This window comes from Rhodanobacter sp. UC4448_H15, assembly GCF_052978265.1.
Genome location: NZ_CM129665.1, coordinates 1 through 24,239 on the forward strand (window position 1 = coordinate 1; position 24,239 = coordinate 24,239).

General features: G+C 67.9%; 17 protein-coding genes. 7 read left to right on the plus strand and 10 right to left on the minus strand.

The features are described 5' to 3' along the window. Positions 1-208 precede the first annotated feature (208 nt). From ACVCMI_RS00005 to ACVCMI_RS00015, 3 genes are all read right to left on the minus strand, one after another. The gene (locus tag ACVCMI_RS00005; RefSeq protein ID WP_447097925.1) at positions 209-991 is read right to left on the minus strand and encodes a hypothetical protein; all 783 of its coding nucleotides are present in this window, start codon (positions 989-991) and stop codon (positions 209-211) included. Positions 992-1,035: 44 nt separating this feature from the next. Continuing rightward, positions 1,036-1,959 (minus strand): cupin-like domain-containing protein, encoded by a 924-nt coding sequence (locus ACVCMI_RS00010; RefSeq protein WP_447097924.1) that lies wholly within the window; start codon positions 1,957-1,959, stop codon positions 1,036-1,038. An 83-nt stretch (positions 1,960-2,042) separates the two neighbouring features. Continuing rightward, positions 2,043-2,882 carry a TIGR04325 family methyltransferase gene (locus tag ACVCMI_RS00015; RefSeq protein ID WP_447097923.1) on the minus strand — a complete coding sequence of 280 codons (840 nt, stop codon included), beginning with the start codon at positions 2,880-2,882 and terminating at the stop codon, positions 2,043-2,045. 157 nt (positions 2,883-3,039) lie between these two features. Here ACVCMI_RS00015 and ACVCMI_RS00020 point away from each other — a divergent pair, with 157 nt between their 5' ends. Next, positions 3,040-3,696, plus strand: a complete 657-nt coding sequence (locus ACVCMI_RS00020) for a J domain-containing protein (protein WP_447097922.1) — start codon at positions 3,040-3,042, stop codon at positions 3,694-3,696. Between the two features lie 93 nt (positions 3,697-3,789). On the opposite strand, the gene ACVCMI_RS00025 is transcribed toward ACVCMI_RS00020, so the two are convergent. From ACVCMI_RS00025 to ACVCMI_RS00055, 7 genes are all read right to left on the minus strand, one after another. Further along, on the minus strand, positions 3,790-6,765 hold the full coding sequence (locus ACVCMI_RS00025; RefSeq protein WP_447097921.1) for a hypothetical protein: 2,976 nt from the start codon (positions 6,763-6,765) through the stop codon (positions 3,790-3,792). Between the two features lie 221 nt (positions 6,766-6,986). Further along, positions 6,987-8,387, minus strand: coding sequence for a TIGR03013 family XrtA/PEP-CTERM system glycosyltransferase (locus ACVCMI_RS00030; RefSeq protein ID WP_447097920.1), 1,401 nt, complete (start codon positions 8,385-8,387; stop codon positions 6,987-6,989). A 306-nt stretch (positions 8,388-8,693) separates the two neighbouring features. Then, positions 8,694-9,581, minus strand: a complete 888-nt coding sequence (locus tag ACVCMI_RS00035; RefSeq protein WP_395120385.1) for a cytochrome c oxidase subunit 3 — start codon at positions 9,579-9,581, stop codon at positions 8,694-8,696. A 110-nt stretch (positions 9,582-9,691) separates the two neighbouring features. After that, entirely contained in the window at positions 9,692-9,823 is a 132-nt protein-coding gene (locus ACVCMI_RS00040) for a hypothetical protein (RefSeq protein ID WP_395120386.1), read from the minus strand. Positions 9,824-9,843: 20 nt separating this feature from the next. Further along, on the minus strand, positions 9,844-11,460 hold the full coding sequence (ctaD, locus tag ACVCMI_RS00045; RefSeq protein WP_395121266.1) for a cytochrome c oxidase subunit I: 1,617 nt from the start codon (positions 11,458-11,460) through the stop codon (positions 9,844-9,846). Between the two features lie 62 nt (positions 11,461-11,522). Beyond that, a complete protein-coding gene (gene coxB / locus ACVCMI_RS00050) occupies positions 11,523-12,446 on the minus strand; it encodes a cytochrome c oxidase subunit II (RefSeq protein ID WP_447097919.1) in 924 nt (307 codons plus the stop codon). Positions 12,447-12,460: 14 nt separating this feature from the next. After that, the gene (locus ACVCMI_RS00055) at positions 12,461-12,901 is read right to left on the minus strand and encodes a DUF2244 domain-containing protein (RefSeq protein WP_395121268.1); all 441 of its coding nucleotides are present in this window, start codon (positions 12,899-12,901) and stop codon (positions 12,461-12,463) included. A gap of 295 nt (positions 12,902-13,196) precedes the next feature. On the opposite strand from ACVCMI_RS00055, the gene putA reads away from it, so the two are divergent. The 6 genes from putA (at position 13,197) to ACVCMI_RS00085 (ending at position 24,213) form a co-directional block, all read left to right on the plus strand. Beyond that, a complete protein-coding gene (gene putA, locus ACVCMI_RS00060) occupies positions 13,197-16,352 on the plus strand; it encodes a bifunctional proline dehydrogenase/L-glutamate gamma-semialdehyde dehydrogenase PutA (RefSeq protein WP_447097918.1) in 3,156 nt (1,051 codons plus the stop codon). A gap of 141 nt (positions 16,353-16,493) precedes the next feature. After that, entirely contained in the window at positions 16,494-17,585 is a 1,092-nt protein-coding gene (locus ACVCMI_RS00065; protein WP_447097917.1) for an AraC family transcriptional regulator, read from the plus strand. 115 nt (positions 17,586-17,700) lie between these two features. Further along, positions 17,701-18,936: a parallel beta-helix domain-containing protein gene (locus ACVCMI_RS00070; protein ID WP_447097916.1), complete on the plus strand. Its 1,236-nt coding sequence runs from the start codon at positions 17,701-17,703 to the stop codon at positions 18,934-18,936. A 42-nt stretch (positions 18,937-18,978) separates the two neighbouring features. Beyond that, positions 18,979-20,181, plus strand: a complete 1,203-nt coding sequence (locus tag ACVCMI_RS00075; RefSeq protein ID WP_447097915.1) for an SO2930 family diheme c-type cytochrome — start codon at positions 18,979-18,981, stop codon at positions 20,179-20,181. 61 nt (positions 20,182-20,242) lie between these two features. Further along, positions 20,243-22,738, plus strand: coding sequence for a TonB-dependent receptor (locus tag ACVCMI_RS00080; RefSeq protein WP_447097914.1), 2,496 nt, complete (start codon positions 20,243-20,245; stop codon positions 22,736-22,738). Positions 22,739-22,797: 59 nt separating this feature from the next. Continuing rightward, positions 22,798-24,213 carry a coniferyl aldehyde dehydrogenase gene (locus ACVCMI_RS00085; RefSeq protein WP_447097913.1) on the plus strand — a complete coding sequence of 472 codons (1,416 nt, stop codon included), beginning with the start codon at positions 22,798-22,800 and terminating at the stop codon, positions 24,211-24,213. The last annotated feature ends 26 nt before the right edge of the window (positions 24,214-24,239 follow it).

A 24,239-nucleotide genomic window follows, 5' to 3' on the forward strand; every position in this document is an offset into this window, starting at 1 on the left:
GACACGCGCCGATCTCCCTCGGGCAGGATGCGCGCGATTCGCGAGGCACCGCGGATCGGCCGGCATCTGCCCAGCGAAGCCGCCTGGGAGCACCCGCTCATCGCGTCGTCTGCCAAACCAGCCTCTGGACGACAAGATTAGCGCAGAACCGCGTCGAACTGTGCAATGGGGCACGCCATTCAGACTGACTGCGTGCTATGCAGGTGGACTATGGCGCGGCGGACTGGAACGCGAACAGCCACAGGATCGCCCGCTGGCGCGGGCTGCCGCTCCAGCTCACCCGGTAGGTGCCGGCACGGTCGACCTGGCGGTAAGCCACCGCGCACTGCACGCCGCTTATCGGCGGCAGTTGCAGATAGCTGTCGATCACGGTGAAACCGTTGTCCGGCACGGCGCTCATCCGGCGTACATTGCCGTCACCCCACCACACCGCGATCAACGTGGCCGGCCCGGTCGTGGTGACCTCGCCGCTGGTCACGCTGAAGCGGTCGGCCGGATCGGAGAGCATGCCCTCCACCGTGCGCTTGAGCTTGCCCGCGATGCGCTGGACCAGATTGGGCGCGGGGTAATTCTGGGCGAAATCCTGCAGCACGCCGGCATGGCGGATTTCCACGAAGGGGATGGTGATCTCGCGCTCCGGCTCACCCGGCTTGTCGATGCTGACCGTATGGTGCCGGCCGCCCGGGCCGGCCAGCGACACGTAGGCCTTCACGTCGAAACGGCCCTGGTAGCCGTCGTAGACGGCGGTCGGACCCACCTGGGTCCAGTGCCGCCCATAACTGTCGGTCGGCGCCGCCGCGTTGCTGGCGAAGCCGCCATTGAGCACCAGCAACGCACTGCCCGCCGGCGCGGTGTCGAGCGGCGCGGTCACGGCGGGGCTGCGGCCGCGATGATCGGCCTGCGCCAGCAAGGTGTGGGCGCCGAGCGTAGGCGGCGCGGGAGGAGCTGGCCGGTCGACGCCGGCTGCGGTCAGCGGAATGCAGGCCAGCATGAGCACGCGCCAGGCCCGGCGACCGCCGCGTCGCCGGCCGGACATCACGAGTCGCCAACCTTGGCGTACGGTGCGGCGTCCGAATCGACGGACGCGCCGGCCAGTCGTAGCGCCAGCCGCTTGCTGCCGATGTAGAGCCCGCCGGCCGCCAGCGTGGCGGCGTCGAACAACGGGAAGCGATCCACCGCCGGCGGCACCCAGCCCAGCCGGCGCAGCATGTCGTGGGTGCGATGCAGGAGGGAGTTGCGCCGGGTCGCGCGGGTGTAATAGGTGAAGCTCATGGTGATCGACGGGCCATCGCCGTTCTCGACCATGTGCGGACTGGTCGAGGGCATGTACGCGCCCATCCCGGGTTCCAGCTCGAACACCCGGGCTCGCTCGCGATACTCCTCGCGCCACTGCAGCAGCTCGCGCGAATGGGTGCGATGGAAGCGATCGCGCGCATGCTCGCTGACCACCTGCGTGTCGCGATGGTCCCAGACGTAGATCCGCTTGCGGCCGTGCACCTGCAGGATGAAGTTGTGTTCCTTGTCCATGTGGAACGGCGTCACCGCCCCGGGCGAAGTGAGGAAGATCCAGCCGGCGCGATAGCACATGCCCGGGTCGACCGCCTCCACCTGCGGCCGGACCGAGTCGAGTACCTCGTCGACGACGGCGCGGTACTGCGGATCGGATTGCACGTTGAGCAGCGAAGTCCACGCCGCGGCATGCTCGATGTCGCTCAGCGTCGCCTCGACACCCTTGGCGTTGGGATGCAACCGGGGTGCTTCGTTGAACGACGTGCCCGCAGTGGCATCGCCGCTGTGCGAGCGCACGCGGCCACGCGCTTCCAGCCGCTTGCCCAGCTCGACCAGGGCCGGCAACTGCAGCGCGGGGTGCGTCGCCAGATGATGCCGCACGCCCTGTATCCGCCAGGGATCGAACTGATCCCAGGCGACTTCCAGCCACTTGGACGATGGACCCGACATGCCCCCTCCCGCGACCCGCCGGCCGCAAGCTGCGCCACGGAATCGAAGCGGCAGTGTGCCCCGCGCCCCGGCGCCCCGCAAGCTCAGTCGCGGCGGAAACAGAATCCGTGGTAACGATCGATCGAATGGTCCGGCTCGAACGGAATGCGCATGTGGCGCTCGGTCGTCGACCAGTGGTCGACCACGCTGTAGCCGGCTTTTGTGAACTCGTCGACGAAGGCGCCCACCGCGGAAACCCTGTACGGGCAGTTGGCGATGCCGACCCGGCGCCGGGTGACACGCTGCAGGGTCACGAAGCTGCGCTCGGGGTGCAGCGGCGTCACGTTGACCAATACGTGGCGCGGCGGCGCGCGCAATGGTTGCAGCAACTGCGGCAGCGAGTAGTCGAGGTACTGCAGCACGCCGCTGCAGAGCAGCACGTCGCAACCGTCGGCGTCCTGCGGAGAGTCGGTGAAGCCGAGCTTGCCGGCGCCATCCTCGCGCTCGGCCAGCGCGCGCCCGGCCGCGACCACGGCGGGCACGTCGTGCACCAGCCAGCGCAGGTCATCGGGATACGGCAGGTGGTGGCGGAAACCGAAATAGCTGGTGCCCACGTTGCCGCCCAGGTCGAACAATTTCCGCGCGTCGCCGGCAAACAGTCGCGAGAGCCAGAACAGCACCGGGTAATCCACGATCTGCACACGCTCCAGCCGGTCGGCGTAGAGCTCGCCCGACTGCGGCTGGTCGTAGCTGGTCGGCAACGATGCCGGTGCCCCGGCACGCGCCGCCTCGACACTGGCAAACACGCCGCCGTAGGCATTGCCGGGCAACACGTCGCGGGCAAACAGGTGGCGATAGACCGGCCGCGCGAGCAGACGCACCCCCGGCAATTCCGCCACGCCCAACGCCACACCCCGCAAGCTTGCAGTCAGGCCCCTGGCCATCGTCGCCTCCCGCCGTTTTCGGTGCGTCACGCTAGCACGAGGCAGCGAGGGTGCGCCGCGGCCGCGGCGTCCAGCAGGTATAGTTCCGCACGGCAGCCGGTGCACGGATGGTGCGCGGCACGTGGCCCGGCTTGCGGCATTCAAGGGGAAGCACGACGTGGCGCGCGAGACCGATTTTCTCGACCTCTACCGCTTGCTCGGTCTCGAACCGGGTTGTGGCCTGGACGAATTCAAGCACGCGTACCGGCGCCGGGTGTCGGTGCTGCACCCGGACCGTCGCGACGAGGATTCGCGCGGCGTCGCCGCGCAGCGGCTGCAGCAGCTCACCGCGATGTACGGCATGGCGATGGAGTTCCACCGCACGCATGGCCGCCTGCCCGGCGCCGCGGGCGTGCGGCCGTCCCAGCCGCCGAGGGGCGAAGCCGGGTCGGCCGCGGCGACGCAGCGGGTACTCGCGACACGGCGGCGTTCCCGCCGCTGGTTGTTGCTGCCGGCCGCTGCCATTGCGGCGTGGTGGCTGTGGCCGGGCGAACCGCCCGCGCCGCCCGCGGCCCCGCCCGCCGAAACCGTGCAGCCGCCGACGCATCGCGCCACGGCGACAGCGCCGGCGGAACGGCCGGCGTGGGGCCTGGGCATGGATGCCGCCAGCGTGCGCAGCATCGAAGGCGAACCCACGCTGATGGCCAGCGATCAGCGCTGGGAGTACGGCCCATCATGGGTGCGCTTCGAGAACGGCAAGGTGGTCGACTGGTACAGCTCACCGCTGTACCCGCTGCATGTGGCCGCGCACAGCAGCCCGCCGCAGGGCCAGTGAACGCGCGACACGCCGCACTCGCCCTGATCGACCGCGACCACCGCCCGGAGGTGCGTCTGCCGCGACCGGTGCGAACGCCGGTCGCGGTCCGGCTCAACCGCCGGGCTTGTACGGTGCCGGAAAGCCGGGAACCGGCAGCGCGCTGATCGGCACCGGGACGTAAACCGGCGTCGGCGGTGGCGGCGGGTTGCCCTGCACCGTGCCGTCGGTCGTCACGTAGAAGCTGAGTACACCCTTGTGGCTGCTCATGGTGGTGCCGCCCACGCTGATGTTGACGTTGCGCAACCCGGCGTTGGCCGAGGTGGTCACCGTGTAGCCGGTGTCCGGGAGCAGGTCGGTGACCACGTGGTAGGCCGACAACGGCTGCACTCCGTAGACGAGGTTGCCGCTGAGCGCGGTGCCGGGGGCGCCGCTGCTGCTCACCACCACGGCGTTGCCGTCGCTGGCGAGCAGTTCCACCCCGACGATGCCGCCCTGGCTCACCGTCACCGGGCTGGCCGTGGCGACCTTGGCGGCGGTGCCGGACAGGTCGAACACGGTCAGCCATCGCTGGCTGGCGCTGGTGTCGGGCGGGCGCACCTGCACCTGCCACGCCTTGATCGGGTTGTCGCCCGGATACATGCCGACCGTCGTGGTCTTGTTGCCGGTCGGCAGCACGGTGGTCATCGCGCCCACGTACTGGCCGTTGTAGCTGACGTCGAAGCGGTGCTGTCCCGCCGGCGCGCTGCCCGCGGCCGGGTTGGCCGGGAAATGCCAGGCCAGGTACTGGTCGTAGCCAGTGCTGCCTTCGGTGGTGCGGTCGTAGACGACGAAACGGTTCGGACGCAGGTAGACGACTTGCCGCGACCATGCCGACACCGCCGGCCCGGCGGAGAAGGTGCGATACATGTCCTCCAGGTGGGTAGCCAGCATGTAGACGTAGCCGTTGCCGTCCTCGTAGGCCGACACCGCGGTGCGCACGCCATCGTCCTCGGTGGTATTGGCCTCCTGGCCGAAACGCTGCGCCACCGAGCTGCCGCTCATGCTGCGCACGTAGAAGATGTTGTACAGCTGCCGGTTGCCGCTGTACTGGGTACCGTCGAGGTCGCCGTAGTTGTCGTTGAAGATCTTCGTCTCGTCGGCGTTGCCGCCAGGCTCGTGCACCAGCCAGCCGCCGGCATTGACCAGCAGCGGCGAGCCGCCGCGCACCAGCGCGAGGCTGCCCTGGTCGAAGAACTCGTGCCCGGCGGCGGGGTTGTTGGTGTAGGGGCCGGCGCGGAACGACATCCAGCTGGCGGCGGTGGTCCAGTCCGAGCGTGCCGCGACGGCGTTCATGCCCGGCGCGAAATAGGACAGCGGCAAGGTGCTCAGCGCCGCCTTCGGCGCATTCGGATCGATCGCCAGGAACTGCAGCCAGGCCGGCGCATCACTGTACCCGCCGGTGGCCTGGTCGACCGCCGCGAGGTACTGGTTGAACACCGCGACCTTGGGCGATTGCCAGTAGCTCAACGCACCGATGATCTGCTGGAACATGCCGACCGGGGTCGTGCCCGGCGGCGGCGAGGAGGGATCGCCGTTGGAGTGGTTGTCGTCACGGTCGTCGAAGTAGACCAGCGACGGCCAGGTGAAATGCATCGAGTAGTCGGCACTGTCCACCGGGAAGGTATACGGCGCGCTGGCATGCAGCAGGTCCTGCCCGGTGGCGGTCTTCACTTCGCGCGCGGGCAAGCTCATGTTGAGGATGCTCAGCGGCGCGTAGTTGCCGTAACCCTCCGGCCAGCCGCCACCGAGCATGTGCAGGCGATAGTACGGCTGCACCCGCGCGCCGAACTGGTTGCCCAGCCAGTCGGTCCACTGCGCCGGCGCGCTGGGATTTTCGCCGTAGGTGGCCAGCGAGATCACCGCCTTGGCGTGGAAGTAACCGGCGTAGTAGTTGCCGATGGGATTGCCATCGTAGGCAAACGAAGCACACCCGCCGGACTTTTCCCACGCGGCGATCCACGCGTTCGCGGTGGTGTAGATTTGCGTGCGCTGGGACGCGGTCAGCAGGTCGTAGACCCAGTCATAGCCCAGGCCGTAACCCACGCCGTAGAAGCGGATGCCGTAACCGCTGTCGGTGCACGGGTCCCAGCCGTTGCTGCCCGGGTAGGGCATCGACATCTTCATCAGGATGTCGACCGCCTTGGCGCCGTAGGGTGCCGCGGCCGCCGCATTGCTGGACTTCAGCACCTGGTAGCACATGCCTTCGGCCAGCAGCGCCGGCAGATAGGATTCGCCCTGGTAGCCCGAGCCGAGGTTCGGCTTGTCGGGGTACTGGTTGCCGGTGGGATACGCCACCGTGCCGCCGATGTAGGAATCGCAGGTGGCTTTCAGCGCCGTCCATTGCGGCGTGTTCGCCGCCGCGCGCTGGCGCAGCGCGGTCAGCGTGGAGGAGTCCAGAAGCAGCCGTGGATGCGCCGCCAGCGTCACGGCTTGCGGTCGCACCGGCACAGCGCTGAACGCAGCCGCCCGCGGCGCGCCCTGCACCGCGGAGGAATCGCGGCCGATCGACCCGGTCAGCCCGGCTGGCACGCCGACCGCATGCCTTGCAGCGGTGCTGCGGGAGGAGGCACCGGTGGCCGCCACCAGCGGCTGCACACCGACAACGCCACCGACAACGCGGGGGACCGGACGGGGCGTCGCTTCGGTCGTGGTCGCGCGGGCGCGCGGCGCGTTCGCCGGCGGCGCCACCGCGGCAGCATCGACCCGGGTCGCGCGTCGGCTCGTCGCCGCCGCGATGGTGGGGGAGACCCTGGCGTCAGCGGCATTTCCGAGCTTCTCCGCGGCAAGCGGCGAAGGCCTGGCGGGGGCCGCCGGCAGCCTGGCTGGCGCCGGCGCGGCGGCCATCGGACGGTAGGTCAGCGGTCGCGGTTCGTCATCGCGCGCCAGCAGCAGCGATACCGCAGTGAACAGCAGCATCAGCATCACGCCGCCACCGAGCAGCGCGGTACGCGTGCGTTGCGCGCGCAATGATGACGGAGCGGGCATCTCGCCGCTGCCCCGGGTCGGTGCTGCAGGCCTGTTCGGCGCAATCTGATCGGTGCGGGACATGGGGGGAATCCATAGGTAGGCCGATGCCAACGACCCAGCCTCGCCAAGCCGGCGGCTTGAGCTGGGTAGCTGATTATCCTGAATGCCCCGTGCCCGGAAAGCGTATCACCACACAATGCGGCGTCATAGCTGGCCCGGCAGCCATGACGCGCCAACCACGCCGCAGGTCCGGAAGACGGGTTCAAGCTTGCCGGGCCGGCCGGCCCGGAGGGAACCGCCAATCAGCGTGCGCCGCGGCGGAACAGCACCACTTCGACCGTCTGGAACAGGATCAGCAGGTCGAACAGCAGGTTGTGGTTCTTGACGTAGTACAGATCGTACTTGAGCTTTTCCTCGGCATCGGCCTCGGACGCGCCATACGGATAACGCAGCTGCGCCCAGCCGGCCAGACCGGGCTTGAGGCAATGACGCAGATCGTAGTAGCGGATCTTCTGGCCAAGGTCGATCACGAATTGCGGCCGCTCGGGCCGCGGGCCGATGAAGCTCATCTCGCCCTTGAGCACGTTCCACAACTGTGGCAGCTCGTCCAGGCGCACCTTGCGCGTGAAGCGGCCCACCCGGGTCACCCGGTCGTCGTCCTTGTTCGCCCAGCGCGCGATGCCGTCCAGCTCCGCGTCGGTGCGCATGCTGCGGAACTTGATCAGCTGGAACGTCTTGCCGCGTGCGCCGACGCGCTCCTGCCGGTAGAGAATGGGCTGGCCGGCACCGGACTCGATGCGGATGGCCAGCGCCACCAGCAGCATCAGCGGCCAGGTCAGCAGCAGCACCAGCGTGGCGATCAGCAGATCCGAGCAGCGCTTGCTGAAGCGGCGCAGCGGAGTGGCATCGAAGCCGCCGGAGAACACCAGCCAGGAGGGATCGGTCAGCGACAGCTGCACGCGGCCGGACTCGCGTTCGAAGAAGGTCGCCAGGTCGGTCACGTCGATGCCGTTCTGACGGCACTCCAGCAGGTCGCGCATGGGCAGCCCGCCGCGCCGGTCGTCCACGCCGACCACGATCTCGTCCACCTGGCGATGCAGCGCCCAGTCCACCAGCGAACCCTCGGGGCGCACCAGGGACATCGCGCCGACCTGCACCTCCTCGCCCTCGCGCGGCACGAAACCGAGCACGTTGAAGCCGATCCGGTCGGCGTGGCGGCGCATGCGCGTCTGGATCTGCGAGGCACGCTTGCCTGCACCCAGGATCAGCACCCGGCGCTGGAACACCACCGCGTCCACCAGGCGCAGGAACACCAGCCGGAAGCCCATCATCAGGGCGAAGGACAGCAGCAGCGCGATGGTCAGCACGCCGCGGCCGACATAGGCCTGCGGCAGCAGGTAATACATGATGAAGACGCCCACGCCACCGAGCACGAAACCCACGCTCTGGCGCGCCAGCACGCCGAACCAGCTCGTTCGCATGTGCGACTGGTAGTGACCCAGGGCGACCATCGCCAGCAGCATGATCACGGCGAACGCCAGCGAGCGCTCGGGCATGTGGTGGGAGAACTGGGCCAGATCGGCAGGCCGATTGAAATAACGCAGGTACATGGCCGCGTTGAGCGAAAAGCCCAGCAGCACCATGTCCACAGCCGCCAGCAGCAAGAGCCAGCGGTTGGCTTTACGACGCAGAAAGCGAAACATCTCCATCCCCCCAACCCTTGCCACTCCAACCAGCATGGCGAACCGACGGCACCGCTTGGCGCTCGTCCCCGCCTGGCGGCGGGCCTGAACCTATACACTAAACTTGTACCGGATACAACCACATCCGTCACAAATTGATGGCTGACCGGCTACGGTTCGGCAGATTCGGCAGGCAGACAGCACGGCATGCCGGCGGCCACCACAGGGGGCACACCACTCCAGGCTCCATACCCGCACACATTCCGGCGCCCGGAAACGAACCGGCCCGCCAGTGGCGGGCCGGTGCAAGCGAGTGCAGACCGACGCTCAGAGGATGTAGACGAACATGAACAAGCCCAGCCACACCACGTCGACGAAGTGCCAGTACCAGGCCACCGCCTCGAAGCCGAAGTGATGGTCCTTGCTGAAGTGGCCCTTCAGCACGCGCAGCCAGATCACCGCCAGCATGATCGTGCCCAGGGTCACGTGCAGGCCATGGAAGCCGGTCAGCATGAAGAAGGTCGAGCCGTAGACGCCGCTGCCCAGGGTGAGGTTGAGCTCGTGGTAGGCCTCGATGTACTCGTGCGCCTGGAAGTACAGGAAGGTGGCGCCCAGCAGCACGGTCAGGCCCAGGAACAGCAGGATCCGGCCGCGATGCCCGGCGCGCAGGGCGTGGTGGGCGATCGTCACGGTGACGCTGGAGGTCAGCAGGATCAGCGTGTTCAGCAACGGCAGCCCCCACGCAGGCACCGTTTCGAACGCCCCGCCGATCTTCGCCGGACCATTGCCGCCGTTGGCACCCCAGGCCGCGGTGTAGTCGCTCCACAGGAACTGGTGGGTCAATACGCCATGGCCTTCGCCACCGAGCCACGGCACCGAGAACATGCGGATGTAGAACAGCGCACCGAAGAACGCACCGAAGAACATCACCTCGGAGAAGATGAACCACATCATCCCCATGCGGAACGAGGTATCGACCTGGTGGTTGTAGTCGCCGGCCAGCGATTCGCGGATGACCGAACGGAACCAGCCGAAGAACATCCCCAGCACGCCGATCACGCCGAGGACGAACACCGATTTGCCGAAACCGGTCGCACCCGGCTCGGCGTTGAGCCAGTGCCCGGCACCGAACATGAAGATGAACATGACGACCGCGGCGACGATCGGCCAGTAGCTCTTGGCCGGTACAAAGTAAACGTCGTGTTGCTGACCCATGCTGAGACCCCGTGGATTTCTCTTGATGACTCTGCCCCGCCATGCCGCTCGGGGACCTGCCTGCCGGTCGTGCCGACCCGGGTGATTGAAGTGGAAAGGTGCTGGCGCGGTTATTTCATCAGCAGGATCTGCAGGAACGCCAGCAGATAGAAGCCGATCACTACCGCGACCAGGATCTTCACCGTGCGGCGCACGCCGCGGCGCTGGTCCGCGGCGTGGATGTCGTCAACCGGCTGTGTCATTTCCACGGCTTCCCCGCCGATCAGGCGTGCACGTTGCCGTGCGCCAGCTCTTCGTCATGGATCACCGGCGGCACCGAGAAGGTATGGTGCGGCGCCGGCGAAGGCACGGTCCATTCCAGTCCCTTGGCGCCTTCCCACACGCGGTCGGTGGCCTTCTTCCTGGAGAAGAACACGCAGTGGATCACCACGCCGAGGAAGATCAGCTGCGAGGCACCGAACAGGAAGCCACCGATCGAGCTGACCATGTTGAAGTTGGCGAACGCCACGTTGTAATCGGGGATGCGCCGCGGCATGCCGGCCAGGCCGAGGAAGTGCTGCGGGAAGAACAGCACGTTCACGAACACCACGCTGCACCAGAAGTGCACCTTGCCCCAGAACTCGCTGTACATGTTGCCGGCCCACTTCGGCAGCCAGTAGTAGGCCGCCGCAATGATCGCGAACAATGCGCCGGTCACCAGCACGTAGTGGAAATGCGCCACCACGAAATAGGTGTCCTGGTACTGGAAGTCGGCCGGCACCAGGGCCAGCATCAGGCCGGAGAAGCCGCCGATGGTGAACAGGATGATGAACGCGATGGCGAACAGCATCGGGGTCTCGAAGGTCATCGAGCCGCCCCACATGGTGGCCACCCAGTTGAACACCTTCACGCCGGTAGGCACCGCGATCAGCATGGTGGCGTACATGAAGAACAGGTCCGCGCCCAGCGGCAGGCCCACCGCGAACATGTGGTGCGCCCACACGATGAACGACAGGAACGCGATGCAGGCGAGCGCGAACACCATCGCCTTGTAGCCGAAGATCGGCTTGCGCGCGAAGGTGGGCACGATCTCCGAGATGATCCCGAACGCCGGCAGGATCATGATGTAGACCTCGGGGTGGCCGAAGAACCAGAACACGTGCTGGTACAGCACGGGGTCGCCGCCGCCGCCCGGATTGAAGAAGCTGGTGCCGAAGTACTTGTCGGTCAGCAGCATGGTCACCGCGCCGGCCAGCACCGGCATCACGGCGATCAGCAGGAACGCGGTGATCAGCCAGCTCCACACGAACACCGGCATCTTCAGCAGGTCCATGCCCGGCGCGCGCATGTTGAGGATGGTGGCGATGATGTTGATCGCGCCCATGATCGAGCTGATGCCCATCAGATGGATGGCGAACACCACGTAGGCCAGCGAATCGCTCTGCAGCGACAGCGGCGGATACATCGTCCAGCCGCCGGCCGGCGCGCCGCCCGGCGAGAACAGCGTGGACAGCATCAGCAGGAAGGCGAACGGAAGAATCCAGAACGACAGGTTGTTCATGCGCGGCAGCGCCATGTCCGGCGCGCCCACCATCAGCGGGATCATCCAGTTACCCAGGCCCACGAACGCCGGCATGATCGCGCCGAAGATCATGATCAGGCCGTGCATGGTGGTCAGCTCGTTGAAGAAGTACGGCTGCACCAGCTGCAGGCCGGGCTTGAACAACTCGGCGCGGATGGTCATCGCGAAACTGCCGCCGATGAAGAACATCGTCAGCGCGAAGATCAGGTACAGCGTACCGATGTCCTTGTGATTGGTGGACATGCACCAGCGTTGGAAGAAACTCTTCGGCGCGCCGTGGTGATCATCGTGCTGATCATGGGTGGCTGCGTAGGACATGGCCATGCACCTCTAACCTGTAATGGAATGCGACTGCAACGAAAACGCGGATGGGGTCGGGCTCAGCCCGGCGGAGTGGTCGCCGCGGCAGTGGCCGCCGTGCCCGCGTCGATCGGCGCGGGGGGCGACAGGGACTTGCCGGAAGCGGCTTCCTGCTCGGCCAGCCACTTGGCGAAGTCCGCCTCCGACTTGGCCACCACCACGATCGGCATGAAGCCGTGGTCCTGGCCGCACAGCTCGGCGCACTGGCCGCGGTACGTGCCCGGCTCCTTGATGTTGGTCCAGGCCGCGTTGACAATGCCGGGGATCGCGTCGAGCTTCCAGCCCAGCGCCGGCACCCACCACGAATGGATCACGTCGCCGCCGGTGATGATGAAGCGGATCTTGGTGTCGACCGGCACCACCAGCGGCTTGTCGACGTTGAGCAGGTAGGTCTGCTCGTCGCCCACCTTGACCGCATACGGGTCCATGCCCGAATCGAGCTGGCGGGTGTCGTCGCTCTGCTTGTCCAGCCTGGACATGAAGCCGACCTTGTCGATCGGCTTGCCCATGTAGCTGACGTAGTCGTAGCGCCACTTCCACTGGTAGCCGGTGACCTTCACCGTCATCTGCGAGCCGGTGGTATCGGCCCAGCTGGTGAGGCCGCCGGTGGCGAGGTAGGCCAGGGTGATCAGGATCAGCACCGGAATCGTGGTCCAGACCACTTCCAGCACGGTGTTGTGCGCCCACTTCTCGGCCACCGCGCCGCGCGATTTGCGGAAGCGGAACATCGCGACGAACATGGCGCCGAACACCAGCACGCCGATCACCACGCAAACCCACAGCGAGATGTTGTTCAGATCGTAGGGGACGTGCGACCAGGTGCTCGCGCCGCGCTCCATGTTCAGCTGCCATGGATGCGGATTCGCCTGCACGGCACCGCCGAACGTCGCAAGGGCAAGGCCCGCCGTCGCCATGATTGATCGCCTGATCCCGCCAGATGTCATGTCTTGCACCTTTGTCATTGCTGTTTGCGCCACGTTCCGGTCGAGCCGGCCAGCAGCACCCTGAGTCGCTTCGCCAGCTCGACGCGTTCCGTTGCCGCCAGAAACGCGCCGATCTCCAGATCGCGGCCGTGCGATGTCAACACCAGGCGTCCATTGCCGGTATCCAGCCGCACGCGCACCCAGCAAGACTGGAAGCGAGTGCAACGCCGGCCCGGCAGCGACTGCACCTCCAGCGACGATTCGTCGAGAGTGATGCGCTCGCAGCGGTCGCCGGCCCGCCAGGCCACGCTCAACGCGATGGCCATGGCGGCGGATTCCACCAGGGCAAACAGCGGAGCAAACACGTTCCCCTGCCACGCCCCCAGTTCTGCCGTTGTCAGCGCCAATGCCACCAGAACCACGATCAGTCGACGCAGGCCGCGGCGGCTGAGCGAGCGATTGGGCTTGAGCCACATCGTCACGCAGGGCAAGCCGGCGCTGGCTGGTCGAAGCACGATCATGGAGATCCGGCGTGCCTGGAACTGCCGGAATGATAGGCCGCGGCGGCGCAGTGGGCAAGAATGTCGCACCCGATTGACTTCGATCAACGCACACCGTGAGCTCGACAGGCACCGCAAGCCATTCGCGCCCGTGCGGCAGATCACCCTGCCCGAGGCGGATTTTCGCGCGTGGCGGCGCGTCCCCACGGCCGGGCACGAAGCGTACAATCGCGGGTTTATTCCATCCCCCACGACCGGCACCGACACGACCGTGACCTCACCCATCCTGAGCCCCGAGCTGCCCGCTCGAACCACACCCGCGCGCGCGCGCATCACTGCTGCCTGGCTGCGCGACGAGACCGAAGCGGTCAACGACCTGCTCGACCAGGCTGCGCTGCCGGCGGAGGAACGCGAACAGGTAGTCGACCGCGCTGCCGCGCTGGTCACCCGCGTGCGTGCGCGGGCGAAGGACCAGAGCGTGGTCGAGTCCTTCATGCGCCAGTACGACCTGTCCAGCGAGGAAGGCATCCTGCTGATGTGCGTGGCCGAGGCGCTGCTGCGCATCCCGGACAAGACCACCACCGACAAGCTGATCCGCGACAAGCTCGGCGACGCCAACTGGCGCAAGCATCTGGGCCGCAGCGAATCGCTGCTGGTCAACGCCTCCACCTGGGGCCTGCTGCTCACCGGCCGGCTGGTCAACCTGGCCGACGGCAGCGGCGACGATTTCAACGGCGCACTGCGCCGGCTGGTCGCCCGCGTGGGCGACCCCGCGATCCGCGCGGCGGTGCGCCAGGCCATGCGCATCATGGGCCACCAGTTCGTGATGGGCCGCGATATCGAGGAAGCGCTCGACCGCAGCCTGAAGAAGGAGAACGCGGTGTTCCGCTACTCCTTCGACATGCTGGGCGAGTCGGCGTTGACCGCCGACACCGCCGAGCGCTACCAGCAGGATTACCGCAACGCGATCGCCGCGCTGGGCGCGCGCGGCCCGTATGCGAACCACACCGACGCGCCGTCGATCTCGGTGAAATTGTCGGCGCTGTTCCCGCGCTACGAAGTGGCCCAGCGCGCACGGGCGCACCAGGCGCTCACCGAAAAGCTGCTGGAGCTGTCGCAGCTGGCGATGAAGCACGGCATCGCGCTGTCGGTCGACGCCGAGGAGGCCGACCGGCTGGAGCTGTCGCTGGACGTGATCGGCGATGTCTTCGCGCACCCCTCGCTGGAAGGCTGGAACGGCCTGGGCATCGTGGTGCAGGCGTACGCCAAGCGCACGCCGTTCGTGATCGACTGGCTGGTGGAGACAGCACTGGCCAGCGGCCGGCGCTGGTACGTGCGGCTGGTCAAGGGTGCCTACTGGGACGCCGAGATCAAGAAGGCGCAGGAGCAGGGCCTGGGCGGCTACCCGGTGTTCACCCGCAAGCCGAATACCGACGTCTCCTATCTGGCCTGCGCGCGGCGCCTGTTCAACGCGGGCGGCAACCTGATCTATCCGCAGTTCGCCACCCATAACGCGCACACCATCGCCGCCGTGCACCACATCGCGCAGGGCCGGCCGTTCGAGTTCCAGCGCCTGCACGGCATGGGCAGCGACCTGTATGCCGAGGTGATCGGCAAGCAGAGCTTCAACGTGCCCTGCCGCGTGTACGCACCGGTCGGCTCGCACGAGGACCTGCTGCCCTACCTGGTGCGCCGCCTGCTCGAGAACGGCGCCAACACCAGCTTCGTCAACCGCGTGGTGGACGAGGACGTGCCCGCGCGCGAGCTCGTGGCCGACCCCTGCGAGACGGTGCGCGCGTTCGATCACATCCCGCACCCGCGCATCCCGCTGCCGGCCAATCTCTACGGTGAACTTCGGAAGAATTCCATGGGCGTCAACTTTGCCAACGACAACGAACTGAACGACCTCGCCGCCGCGGTCAACGCGCAGCAGGGCCCGTGGGCCGCCGGCCCGTTGGTGCCCGGCGCCAGCAGCCAGGGCCCCACGGTGCAGGTCACCGATCCGTCCGACCGCCGCCGCATCATCGGCAGCTACCTCAGCGCCGACCAGGCCACCGTCGATCGGGCGATGGCCAACGCGGCGGCGGCGCAGGACCGCTGGAACAACCTGCCGGTGGCCAATCGCGCCGCCATGCTCGAATTCGCCGCCGACCAGCTGGAGGCGCGCCGCGCCGAGTTCATCGCGCTGTGCGTGCGCGAGGCAGGCAAGAGCCTGCCCGACGCGATCGCCGAAGTGCGCGAGGCGGCCGACTTCCTGCGCTACTACGCCACCATGGCGCGCCGCCTGTTTGCCGAACCCGAGCAACTGCCCGGCCCCACCGGCGAGACCAACCAGTTGTACCTGGGCGGTCGCGGCGTGTTCGTGGGCATCAGCCCGTGGAACTTCCCGCTGGCGATCTTCATCGGCCAGGTCAGCGCCGCACTGGCGGCGGGCAACACGGTGATCGCCAAGCCGGCCGAACAGACCAGCCTGATCGGCCATCTCGCCACGCAGCTGCTGCACGAGGCCGGCGTGCCGAAGGAGGTGCTGCAGTTCGTCCCGGGTGACGGCCCCACGGTGGGCGCCGCGCTCACCCGCGACCCGCGCGTGGCCGGCGTGGTGTTCACCGGCGCCACCGAAACCGCGTGGGCGATCAACCGCGCGCTGGCGGCGCGCGACGCGCAGATCGCCGTGCTGGTGGCCGAGACCGGCGGCCAGAACGCGATGATCGCCGACTCCTCCGCGCTGCCCGAGCAGATCGTCAAGGACGTGATCGCCTCGGCCTTCCAGTCCGCCGGCCAGCGCTGCTCGGCGGCACGCGTGCTGTACATCCAGGAAGACATCGCCGACAAGGTGATCGACATGCTCGCCGGCGCGATGGCCGAGCTGAAGGTGGGCGACCCGGGCCTGCTGTCGACCGACGTCGGCCCGGTCATCGATGAGGATGCCAGGGCGATCCTGGTGGCCCACGCCGAACGCATGGACAAGGAGGCGAAGAAGATCGCCGAAGCGCCGATGGACCCGGCCGCCACCGCGCACGGCACCTTCTTCGCGCCGCGCGCCTACGAGATTCCCTCGCTGTCGGTGCTCAAGCGCGAGGTGTTCGGCCCGGTGCTGCACCTGATCCGCTTCAAGGCCAGCGAGCTGAAGAACGTCGTCGACGAGATCAACAGCACCGGCTACGGCCTCACCCTCGGCGTGCACAGCCGCATCGACGCCACCGTGCACTACATCAGCCAGCACGCCCGCGTCGGCAACTGTTACGTCAACCGCAACCAGATCGGCGCGGTGGTCGGCGTGCAGCCGTTCGGCGGCGAAGGCCTGTCCGGCACCGGTCCCAAGGCCGGCGGTCCGCACTACCTGCTGCGCTTCGCCGGCGAACGCACGCTGACCATCAACACCACGGCATCGGGCGGCAACGCCTCGCTGCTGACGATCGGGGAGTAGGAGCCGGGGGCCGGGAGCGCGCAAGCGTTCGCCGGACGCTTGCGCCCGCTTGTGCGGCGCGCAAGCGGGCGCCGCCCCCGCCATGTTAGAAAGTCCGGACTGCAGGCCGTCGCGGCCTGCCTGCGTCGGAGCATCGGCACCATGGCACGACCCGCCGGCATGATCGGCCTGCATTCCTCAGCGGCGACGGCAGCGGCGACGGACGATCCGCGCTACACCGCCGCGGAGTTCCCGACCAACAAGCTGTTGTACCTGACCCAGCTCGCCGATGCCTGCGGCATCGACTGCCGCGGCTGGTTCGCCGGTCTGGCGCTCAGCCGCACGCAGCTGGCGGACCCTGCGCTGCGCGTGTCGTATCGCCAGGCTTCCGGTTTCGTGCGGCGAGCGCTGGCGGCACTGCGCGCGGCGGGGGTGGCGGACGCCGGCCTGCGCATCGGCCGCGAAGGCACCGTCGGCGGCTTCGGCCTGCTCGGGTTGGCGATGATGACCTCGCGCACCTTCGGCGAGGCGATGCAGGCGGGCATCGCGCACCACAAGATCTGCGGCTGCCTGCTCGACCTCTCGTTCGAGGCGGTGGACGAGCGCACCGTGGCGATGGTGGCCCTGCCGCTGTTCGAGGACGGCGAACTGCTGCCGTTCTTCTGCGAAGAGCTGTTTGCAAGTTCGACCCTGATCGCGCGCGAGCTGGTCGGCCCGGAGCTGCGTCCGCAGCGGCTGGAGCTGGCCTATCCGCGACCGGCCTACGCCGACGAATACGATGCCCTGTTCGGCTGCGAGTCGCGCTTCGACGCACCGCGTTGCCGGCTGCTGATCGACGTGCAGTGGCTGCCCCATCCGCTGCCCGGCTACAACCCGCTGACCGCGAAGCAGGCGCTGGCGTTGTGCGCGCAGCAACGCACGCCTGACGGTGGCGAGCCGCATCAGGAGATCGTCGCCGCGGTGGAGCGCCTGCTGCGCAGCCGCCTGGCGCAGCAACCCAGGCTCGACGAAGTCGCGCGCACATTGAACCTGAGCGAGCGCTCGCTGCGCCGCAAGCTGGCCGAGAGCGGGCGGATCTTCCGCGAGATCCATGATCGTGTGCGCGCCGAGCGCGCGCTGCAGCTGCTGCAGGCGGGCGCGTTGAGCGTGGCCGACGTCGGCAGCGCAGTGGGCTTCAGCGACCCGCGTGAATTCCGGCGCGCGTTCAAGCGCTGGACGGGCATGCCGCCGCAGGAGGCGCGGCGCCCGCGCTGATCAATCCGGCCGCTTTTCCCCCCGTCGGCTGGCCGCTTTGCCCTCCCCACGGGCGGCGGAATGGGCGAGAGTCGGAGTCATCGCGACGCCGGCACTTTCACGGGGGAATCCAACCATGCGCACACTGCTCATCACCATTGCACTGGCCGCGACGCTGGCCGGTTGCGGCAAGCACGAGGCGCCGTCGCAAACCGCCGCCGACAACGGTTTCGAGGCCAAGCTGCAGGAGCAGCTGCTGGACGCCAAGCCCGGCAGCGTGATCGAGATCCCCGCCGGCCACTACCACCTCAAGCGCGGGCTGAGCCTGCGCACCGACGGCGTCACCATCCGCGGCGCCGGCATGGACAAGACCGTGCTCTCGTTCAAGGGCCAGGTGGTCGGCCCCGAGGGCCTGCTGGTCAATGCCAGCGATTTCACCATCGAGAACCTGGCGATCGAGGACACCAAGGGTGATGCGCTGAAGATCAACCAGGGCAGCAACATCACCATCCACGGCGTGCGCGTGGAGTGGACCGACGGCCCGAAGACCACCAACGGCGCCTACGGCCTGTACCCGGTGAAGACGCAGAACGTGCTGATCGAGGACTCGGTGGTGATCGGTGCCTCCGATGCCGGCATCTACGTCGGCCAGTCGGACAACATCATCGTGCGCAACAACCGCGCCGAACACAACGTGGCCGGCATCGAGGTGGAGAACTCCACCCGCGCCGACGTCTACGGCAACACCACCACGCAGAACACCGGCGGCATCCTGGTGTTCAACATGCCCAACCTGTCCAAGGAAGGCCACAGCACGCGGGTGTTCAGGAACAAGGTAATCGCCAACAACCTGGACAACTTCGCTGCCAAGGGCGCGGCGGTGGCCAGCGTGCCGGCGGGTTCGGGCGTGGTGATCAACTCCAACGACAAGGTGGAGATCTTCGACAACGACATCGCCGACAACCGGACCGCCAACATCATCATCGCCAGCTACTTCTCCACCAACTACTACAACACCCGCGGCGTGGCGGCGAACTACAACCCGTACCCGAAGGCGATCTACGTGCACGACAACCGCCTCAAGGGCGGTGGCGATTCACCGGACGGGCTCAAGCTGAAGGCGCTGAAGACCGCGATGTACGGCCTCGGCGGCAACTTCCCCGACGTGTTGTGGGATGGCTACGTCGACACGAAGAACCTGGTCGACGGCCTGCCGCCGGCGAACGACCGCATCTGCATCCGGGGCGTCAACGGCGTGATCAACGCCGACGGCCCGCACGACTACAAGAACCCCAGCAAGGACATGAAGCCGTACGGATGCACGCTGCCCAGCCTGCCCCCGGTGACCTTGAATCCCGAGCCGAAGGTCTGAGGAATGTTCCGGGTATTTTCGGTCTCCGCAGGAGCGCGCCCTGTGCGCGATGCTCTCCGTCACGCCACCCGAAGGCATCGCGCACAAGGTGCGCTTCTGCAGGGTTTCGCGCTGCTGCTGCTCGCGTTGCTGCTGGCCGGCTGCCAGCGCGGCATGCAGCCAGTGGCGTTCCATGCCGAAGGCCGCCCGGCCAGGCTCAGCGACTGGCACGTGGTCGAGGTGCATGACGGCAAGCTGCAGCTCAACGACGGCGTGGTGCCGTACGACCTCAACACGCCGCTGTTCACCGACTACGCGCACAAGCTGCGCACGATCTGGATGCCCAGGGGCGTTAGCGGCAAGTACCAGCCGGTGGACACGCTCGACTTTCCGGTCGGCACGGTGTTCAGCAAGACTTTCTATTACCCGCGCACCGCCGACGGCAAGTTCAGCGACGTGGCGCGCACCGCGGATTACTCGCGCGACTTCGCCGGCCAGGGCCTGGACATGGCCAACGTGCGACTGATCGAGACGCGCATCCTGGTCCATCGCCAGAACGGCTGGGAAGCGATCCCGTACGTGTGGAACGACGCGCAGACCGAGGCCATGCTTGCGCGTACCGGCGCTGTGCTGCCGCTGACCCTGGTCGCCGCCAGCGCGCAGGACGGCATCCCGGCACGCGAGAATTTCAACTACGTGGTGCCCGACGAAAGCCAGTGCGCCAGCTGCCACGCGCAGGACTGGATCGATCGCAAGGTGCATCCGATCGGCCCCAAGGCGCGGCACATCAACAAGAACTACCCGTATGCCGACGGCGAGCACAACCAGCTCGAGCATCTGGTCAAGGTTGGCTATCTCACCGGCGTGCCGGCGCTGGCCACGGTGCCGCGCGACGTCGATGCCAGTGATCCGAAGGCGCCGCTGGATGCACGCGCCCGCGCCTGGCTGGACATCAACTGCGGGCACTGCCACAACCCGAACGGCGCGGCCAACACCACCGGCCTGTCGCTGATCCACGGCACCCCGGAGAACCACGAGCTGGGCATCTGCAAGCCGCCCACCGCGGCCGGTCAGGGTACCGGCAACCATTTCTTCGACATCGTGCCGGGCCAGCCGGATGCTTCGATCATCCCGTACCGGCTGGCCTCGACCGAGCCCGGCACGATGATGCCGGAGATCGGCCGCAGCACGGCCGACCACGAAGCCATCGCGCTGATCAAGGCGTGGATCGCGGCCATGCCCGGTACCTGCACTGTGCTGCACTGAGCCGACAAACGACCGCCGCGGCGCATCGGTCGCGGCCATTCCATGCAACGGGGAGCACGGCATGAACCTTCGTCAACGTCCACTTTCGACCGCGCTGCGCGGCTTGCTGTTCGGCGGCACGGCACTGCTGCTGTGCGCGCCGCTGGCGGCGCAGACGAACACGAGCGCCGACGGCACCGCTCCTGCCTCCGCCACGACCACCGCGGCGAAAGCGGACCGGCCCACCGAGCTTGGCGCCATCACCGTCACCGCGCAGAGCCGCAGCCAGCAGATGCAGTCGGTGCCGATCGCGCTGCAGATCGTCACCGCCCGGCAGATCGACACGCTCGCGGCCACCGACCTCAGCAAGATGAGCCTGTTCGTGCCGGGCCTGGTAGTCAGCGCCAACCAGCCGACCCAGCCCAACTACCAGTTGCGCGGCATCAGCACCGACGACTTCGGCGTGGGCACCGAGTCGGCGGTCGGCGTCTACATCGATGGTGTCTATGCCGCGCGTTCCGGCGGCGCCCTGCTGGCGTTCAACGACATCCAGCGCATCGAGGTGCTGAAGGGCCCGCAAGGCACCCTGTTCGGCCGCAATGCCGCCGCCGGCGCCATCTCGATCGTCACCAACGAACCCAGCGACAAGCTGGAAGGCAAGGCGCGCGTGCGCCTGGGCAACTACGGCAAGCGCTACGGCGACTTCCTGCTGAACCTGCCGCTCAACGCGGACATGGCGCTGCGCTTCAGCCTGTTCGACAACCAGAGCCACGGCTGGGCCCGCGACGCGGCCACCGGCAAGCGCTACGGCCAGGACAACGATCGCGGCGCGCGCGGCGTCTACCGCTGGAACATCACGCCGAACACCCGCGTGCTGTGGTCGTGGGATCACGAGGAGCTCAGGCAGCCGCCGCAGCCCGCCTTCGGCCTGATCCCGTCGTCGGCGTGGTCGGTGCGGCCGGACCCGAACGCGGGCGTGCTGAGCCCGCCGTATCCGGCCAACCCGGCGCAGTACCTCAACCCGCTGCACGCGCCGCTCTACAACGACGCGGTGGGCGCGGCCGAAACCCGCCGATTCGACGGCTCCACCCTGATCGTCGACCACAGCTTCGGCTGGGGCAGCCTGACCTCGACCACCGCGTGGCGCAATTTCGACACCCTGAACCTGGGCGACTACGACGGCACCAACCAGCGCACCACCTACCTCGACACGGCCAACATCGAGCACAACAACAGCTGGTACCAGGAGTTCAAGTTCGCCGGCAGCACCGACCTGATCGACTGGGTGGCCGGCACCAGCTGGTACAGCGAACAGGCGCGCCAGACCAGTCGTACCGACGTGTTCACCGACAGCATCGACACGCTGGCATTGAACGTGGGCGGCGCCAGCTACGCCGACACCTTCGCCGGTTTCGATTCGCTGCTGAAACTGTTCGGCCTGCCTTACACCGTGCTCGGCGCACCCTGGCGCGAGCAGATCGAAAACCAGGGCCGCTTCAAGGCATACGCCTTGTACGGCGACGTGATCTGGCACCTGGGGGACAAGCTCAACCTCACCACCGGCCTGCGTTACACCCGCGACCAGAAGCGGTTCTCGTGGTTCAACCCGCAGCGCAGCGCGCCGGAACTGGACCAGACCATCGACGCGCTCGACGCGATGGGCCTGCTCGCGCTGGCCGGCGTCAACCCCGACGTGTTCCGGCAGAACCTGATCTTCAACCCCGCCAGCGGCGCGCCGGTGGGCGTGCTGGTGCAAGGCAGGAACACCTGGAACGACCTCAGCCCGCGCGTGGTGCTGGACTACACGTTCAGCCCGGACGTGATGGTGTACGGCTCGGTCACCAAGGGCTACAAGGCCGGCGGCTACAACAGCGTGCAGGTCGGCTCGCACTTCGCGCCGGAGAAGGTCATCAACTACGAGGCCGGCGTCAAGACGCTGTTCCCCGGGCCCAACCTCCTGCTCAACGCCAGCGCCTACTACTACCGCTACGACAACCGGCAGTCGCTCACGCTGGATCCCAACAGCACCGGTTCCGGCGTGCCGCGCTACCTGGTGGCGAGCACCGACCAGCAGGCCCACGGCGTCGAAGTGGAGCTGCAATGGCAGCCAGACACGGCGTTCCGGCTGGGCGTGAACGGCGCATACATCGACGCCACCTACCGCAACGCCACCGCGCCCTCCGGCGCCAGCCTGGACGGCCAGCCCACCGGCGAGCCGAAGTATTCGTTCGCCGCACAGCTGGCCTACACCTGGCACGACGTGGCGCACGGCGCGCTGCAATTCGACCTCAGCCACGCCTATCGCGGCCCGTCCCGCTGCAACAACGACTCGCAGTTGCAGGGCACCTGCCAGATCAGCCCCAATTTCCGGGTCGGCTCGGCACGCCAGATCACCGACGTGCGACTGGACTGGAGCGCCGCCGGCGAGCAGTGGGGCGTGGCGCTCTATGGCACCAACGTGTTCGACAAGCGCTACGTCACGGGAGTGAACAACATCACCACCAGCGTGTTCGGCACGCCGTTCGCCGGCGTCACGCCGCCGCGGATGTGGGGCGTCGAACTGCGTGCGCGCTTCTGACCCGGCAGGCGGCGCCCGCCGTTTGCGTGCATGCTGCAGGACCCGTACCGATTAATGCCATGACCACCGACCAGGTTTCCACGCTCACCGACAGCCTGCGCCTGCTGCGCGCCGCGCAACGGGCGCAACCGATGCCCGAGTGGACCGTGCGCGCCGCCCGGCTGCGCGCGCTGCAGGCGCTGCTGCGCGAGAATCGCGAGCGCATGGTCGAGGCCATCCATGCCGATTTCGGCTGTCGCCCGCGCGAAGAGACCGAGCTGCTGGAGTTCTTCCCCAGCCTCTCGGCGATCCGCCATGCGCTGGCCCACGGCCGGCGCTGGATGAAGCCGCGCCGGCGCCTGGCCGACTGGCTGTTCCTGCCGGCGCGCACCGAGTTGCGGCCGCAGCCGCGCGGCGTGGTCGGCATCATCGTGCCGTGGAACTATCCGCTGTACCTGGCGGTCGGCCCGCTGGTCGACGCGCTGGTCGCCGGCAACCGCGCGATGGTGAAGATGAGCGAGTTCACGCCACGCTTCTCGGCACTGTTCGCCGAGCAGGTGACGAAGTATTTCCAGCCCGACGAAGTGCGGGTGGTGACCGGCGACGCGGACGTGGCGCAGGCGTTCTCGGCGCTGCCGTTCGACCACCTGCTGTTCACCGGCTCCACCGCGGTCGGCCACCACGTGATGCGCGCGGCGGCGGCCAACCTCACCCCGGTGACGCTGGAGCTGGGCGGCAAGTCGCCGGCGATCATCGGCCCCGGCGCGCGGCTGGAACATGCGGTGGAACGCATCATCGTCGGCAAGCTGCTCAACGCCGGGCAGACCTGCATCGCGCCGGACTACGTGCTGCTGCCGCGCGCGCGCGTGGCCGAATTCATCGGGCTGGCCGGCGAGGCAGTGGCGCGGATGTATCCGCAGCTGCAGCGGAACGCGCAATACGCCAGCATCGTCTCCGATCGCCAGTACCAGCGCCTCGCGGCGCTGCGCGACGAAGCGCGGTCCGCCGGCGCACACGTGCACGTGCTGGGCGAAGCCACGGAGGATCCGGCGCGCCGGCTGCTGCCGCCGCAATTGCTGACTGAAGTCGACGACGGCATGGCGGTGATGCGCGAGGAGATTTTCGGCCCCCTGCTGCCGCTCGTGCCTTACGACACGCTGGAGGAAGCGATCTACCACGTCGCCGCCCGCCCGCATCCGCTGGCGCTTTACCTGTTCGAGCACGACCGGGGCCGCATCGACCAGGTGTTGGCGCGCACCCATGCCGGCGGCGTCAGCGTCAACGACACGCTCTACCACATCGCCCAGCACGGCCTGCCGTTCGGCGGGGTGGGCGCCTCCGGCATGGGCGGCTATCACGGCGAGGCGGGCTTCCGCACGTTCTCGCACCTCAAGCCGGTGTTCCGCCAGGCGCGCTGGAACGGCGCCGGCCTGCTCAACCCGCCATACGGCAAGCGCTTCCGGCGCCTGCTCGACCTGCTGCTGCGGCGCGGCTGAGCATCTCCCCGCGCAAAAAAAACTCC

Excerpts from the sequence above, each read along its gene's own strand:
- ACVCMI_RS00040 (WP_395120386.1), bottom strand. The coding sequence starts at position 9,823 with ATGACACAGCCGGTTGACGACATCCACGCCGCGGACCAGCGCCGCGGC.
- ACVCMI_RS00065 (WP_447097917.1), top strand. The coding sequence starts at position 16,494 with ATGGCACGACCCGCCGGCATGATCGGCCTGCATTCCTCAGCGGCGACG.
- ACVCMI_RS00035 (WP_395120385.1), bottom strand. The coding sequence starts at position 9,581 with ATGGGTCAGCAACACGACGTTTACTTTGTACCGGCCAAGAGCTACTGG.
- ctaD (WP_395121266.1), bottom strand. The coding sequence starts at position 11,460 with ATGTCCTACGCAGCCACCCATGATCAGCACGATGATCACCACGGCGCG.
- ACVCMI_RS00015 (WP_447097923.1), bottom strand. The coding sequence starts at position 2,882 with ATGGCCAGGGGCCTGACTGCAAGCTTGCGGGGTGTGGCGTTGGGCGTG.
- coxB (WP_447097919.1), bottom strand. The coding sequence starts at position 12,446 with ATGACATCTGGCGGGATCAGGCGATCAATCATGGCGACGGCGGGCCTT.
- ACVCMI_RS00025 (WP_447097921.1), bottom strand. The coding sequence starts at position 6,765 with ATGTCCCGCACCGATCAGATTGCGCCGAACAGGCCTGCAGCACCGACC.
- ACVCMI_RS00070 (WP_447097916.1), top strand. The coding sequence starts at position 17,701 with ATGCGCACACTGCTCATCACCATTGCACTGGCCGCGACGCTGGCCGGT.
- ACVCMI_RS00005 (WP_447097925.1), bottom strand. The coding sequence starts at position 991 with ATGCTGGCCTGCATTCCGCTGACCGCAGCCGGCGTCGACCGGCCAGCT.
- ACVCMI_RS00055 (WP_395121268.1), bottom strand. The coding sequence starts at position 12,901 with ATGTGGCTCAAGCCCAATCGCTCGCTCAGCCGCCGCGGCCTGCGTCGA.
- ACVCMI_RS00010 (WP_447097924.1), bottom strand. The coding sequence starts at position 1,959 with ATGTCGGGTCCATCGTCCAAGTGGCTGGAAGTCGCCTGGGATCAGTTC.
- ACVCMI_RS00030 (WP_447097920.1), bottom strand. The coding sequence starts at position 8,387 with ATGTTTCGCTTTCTGCGTCGTAAAGCCAACCGCTGGCTCTTGCTGCTG.
- ACVCMI_RS00085 (WP_447097913.1), top strand. The coding sequence starts at position 22,798 with ATGACCACCGACCAGGTTTCCACGCTCACCGACAGCCTGCGCCTGCTG.
- ACVCMI_RS00080 (WP_447097914.1), top strand. The coding sequence starts at position 20,243 with ATGAACCTTCGTCAACGTCCACTTTCGACCGCGCTGCGCGGCTTGCTG.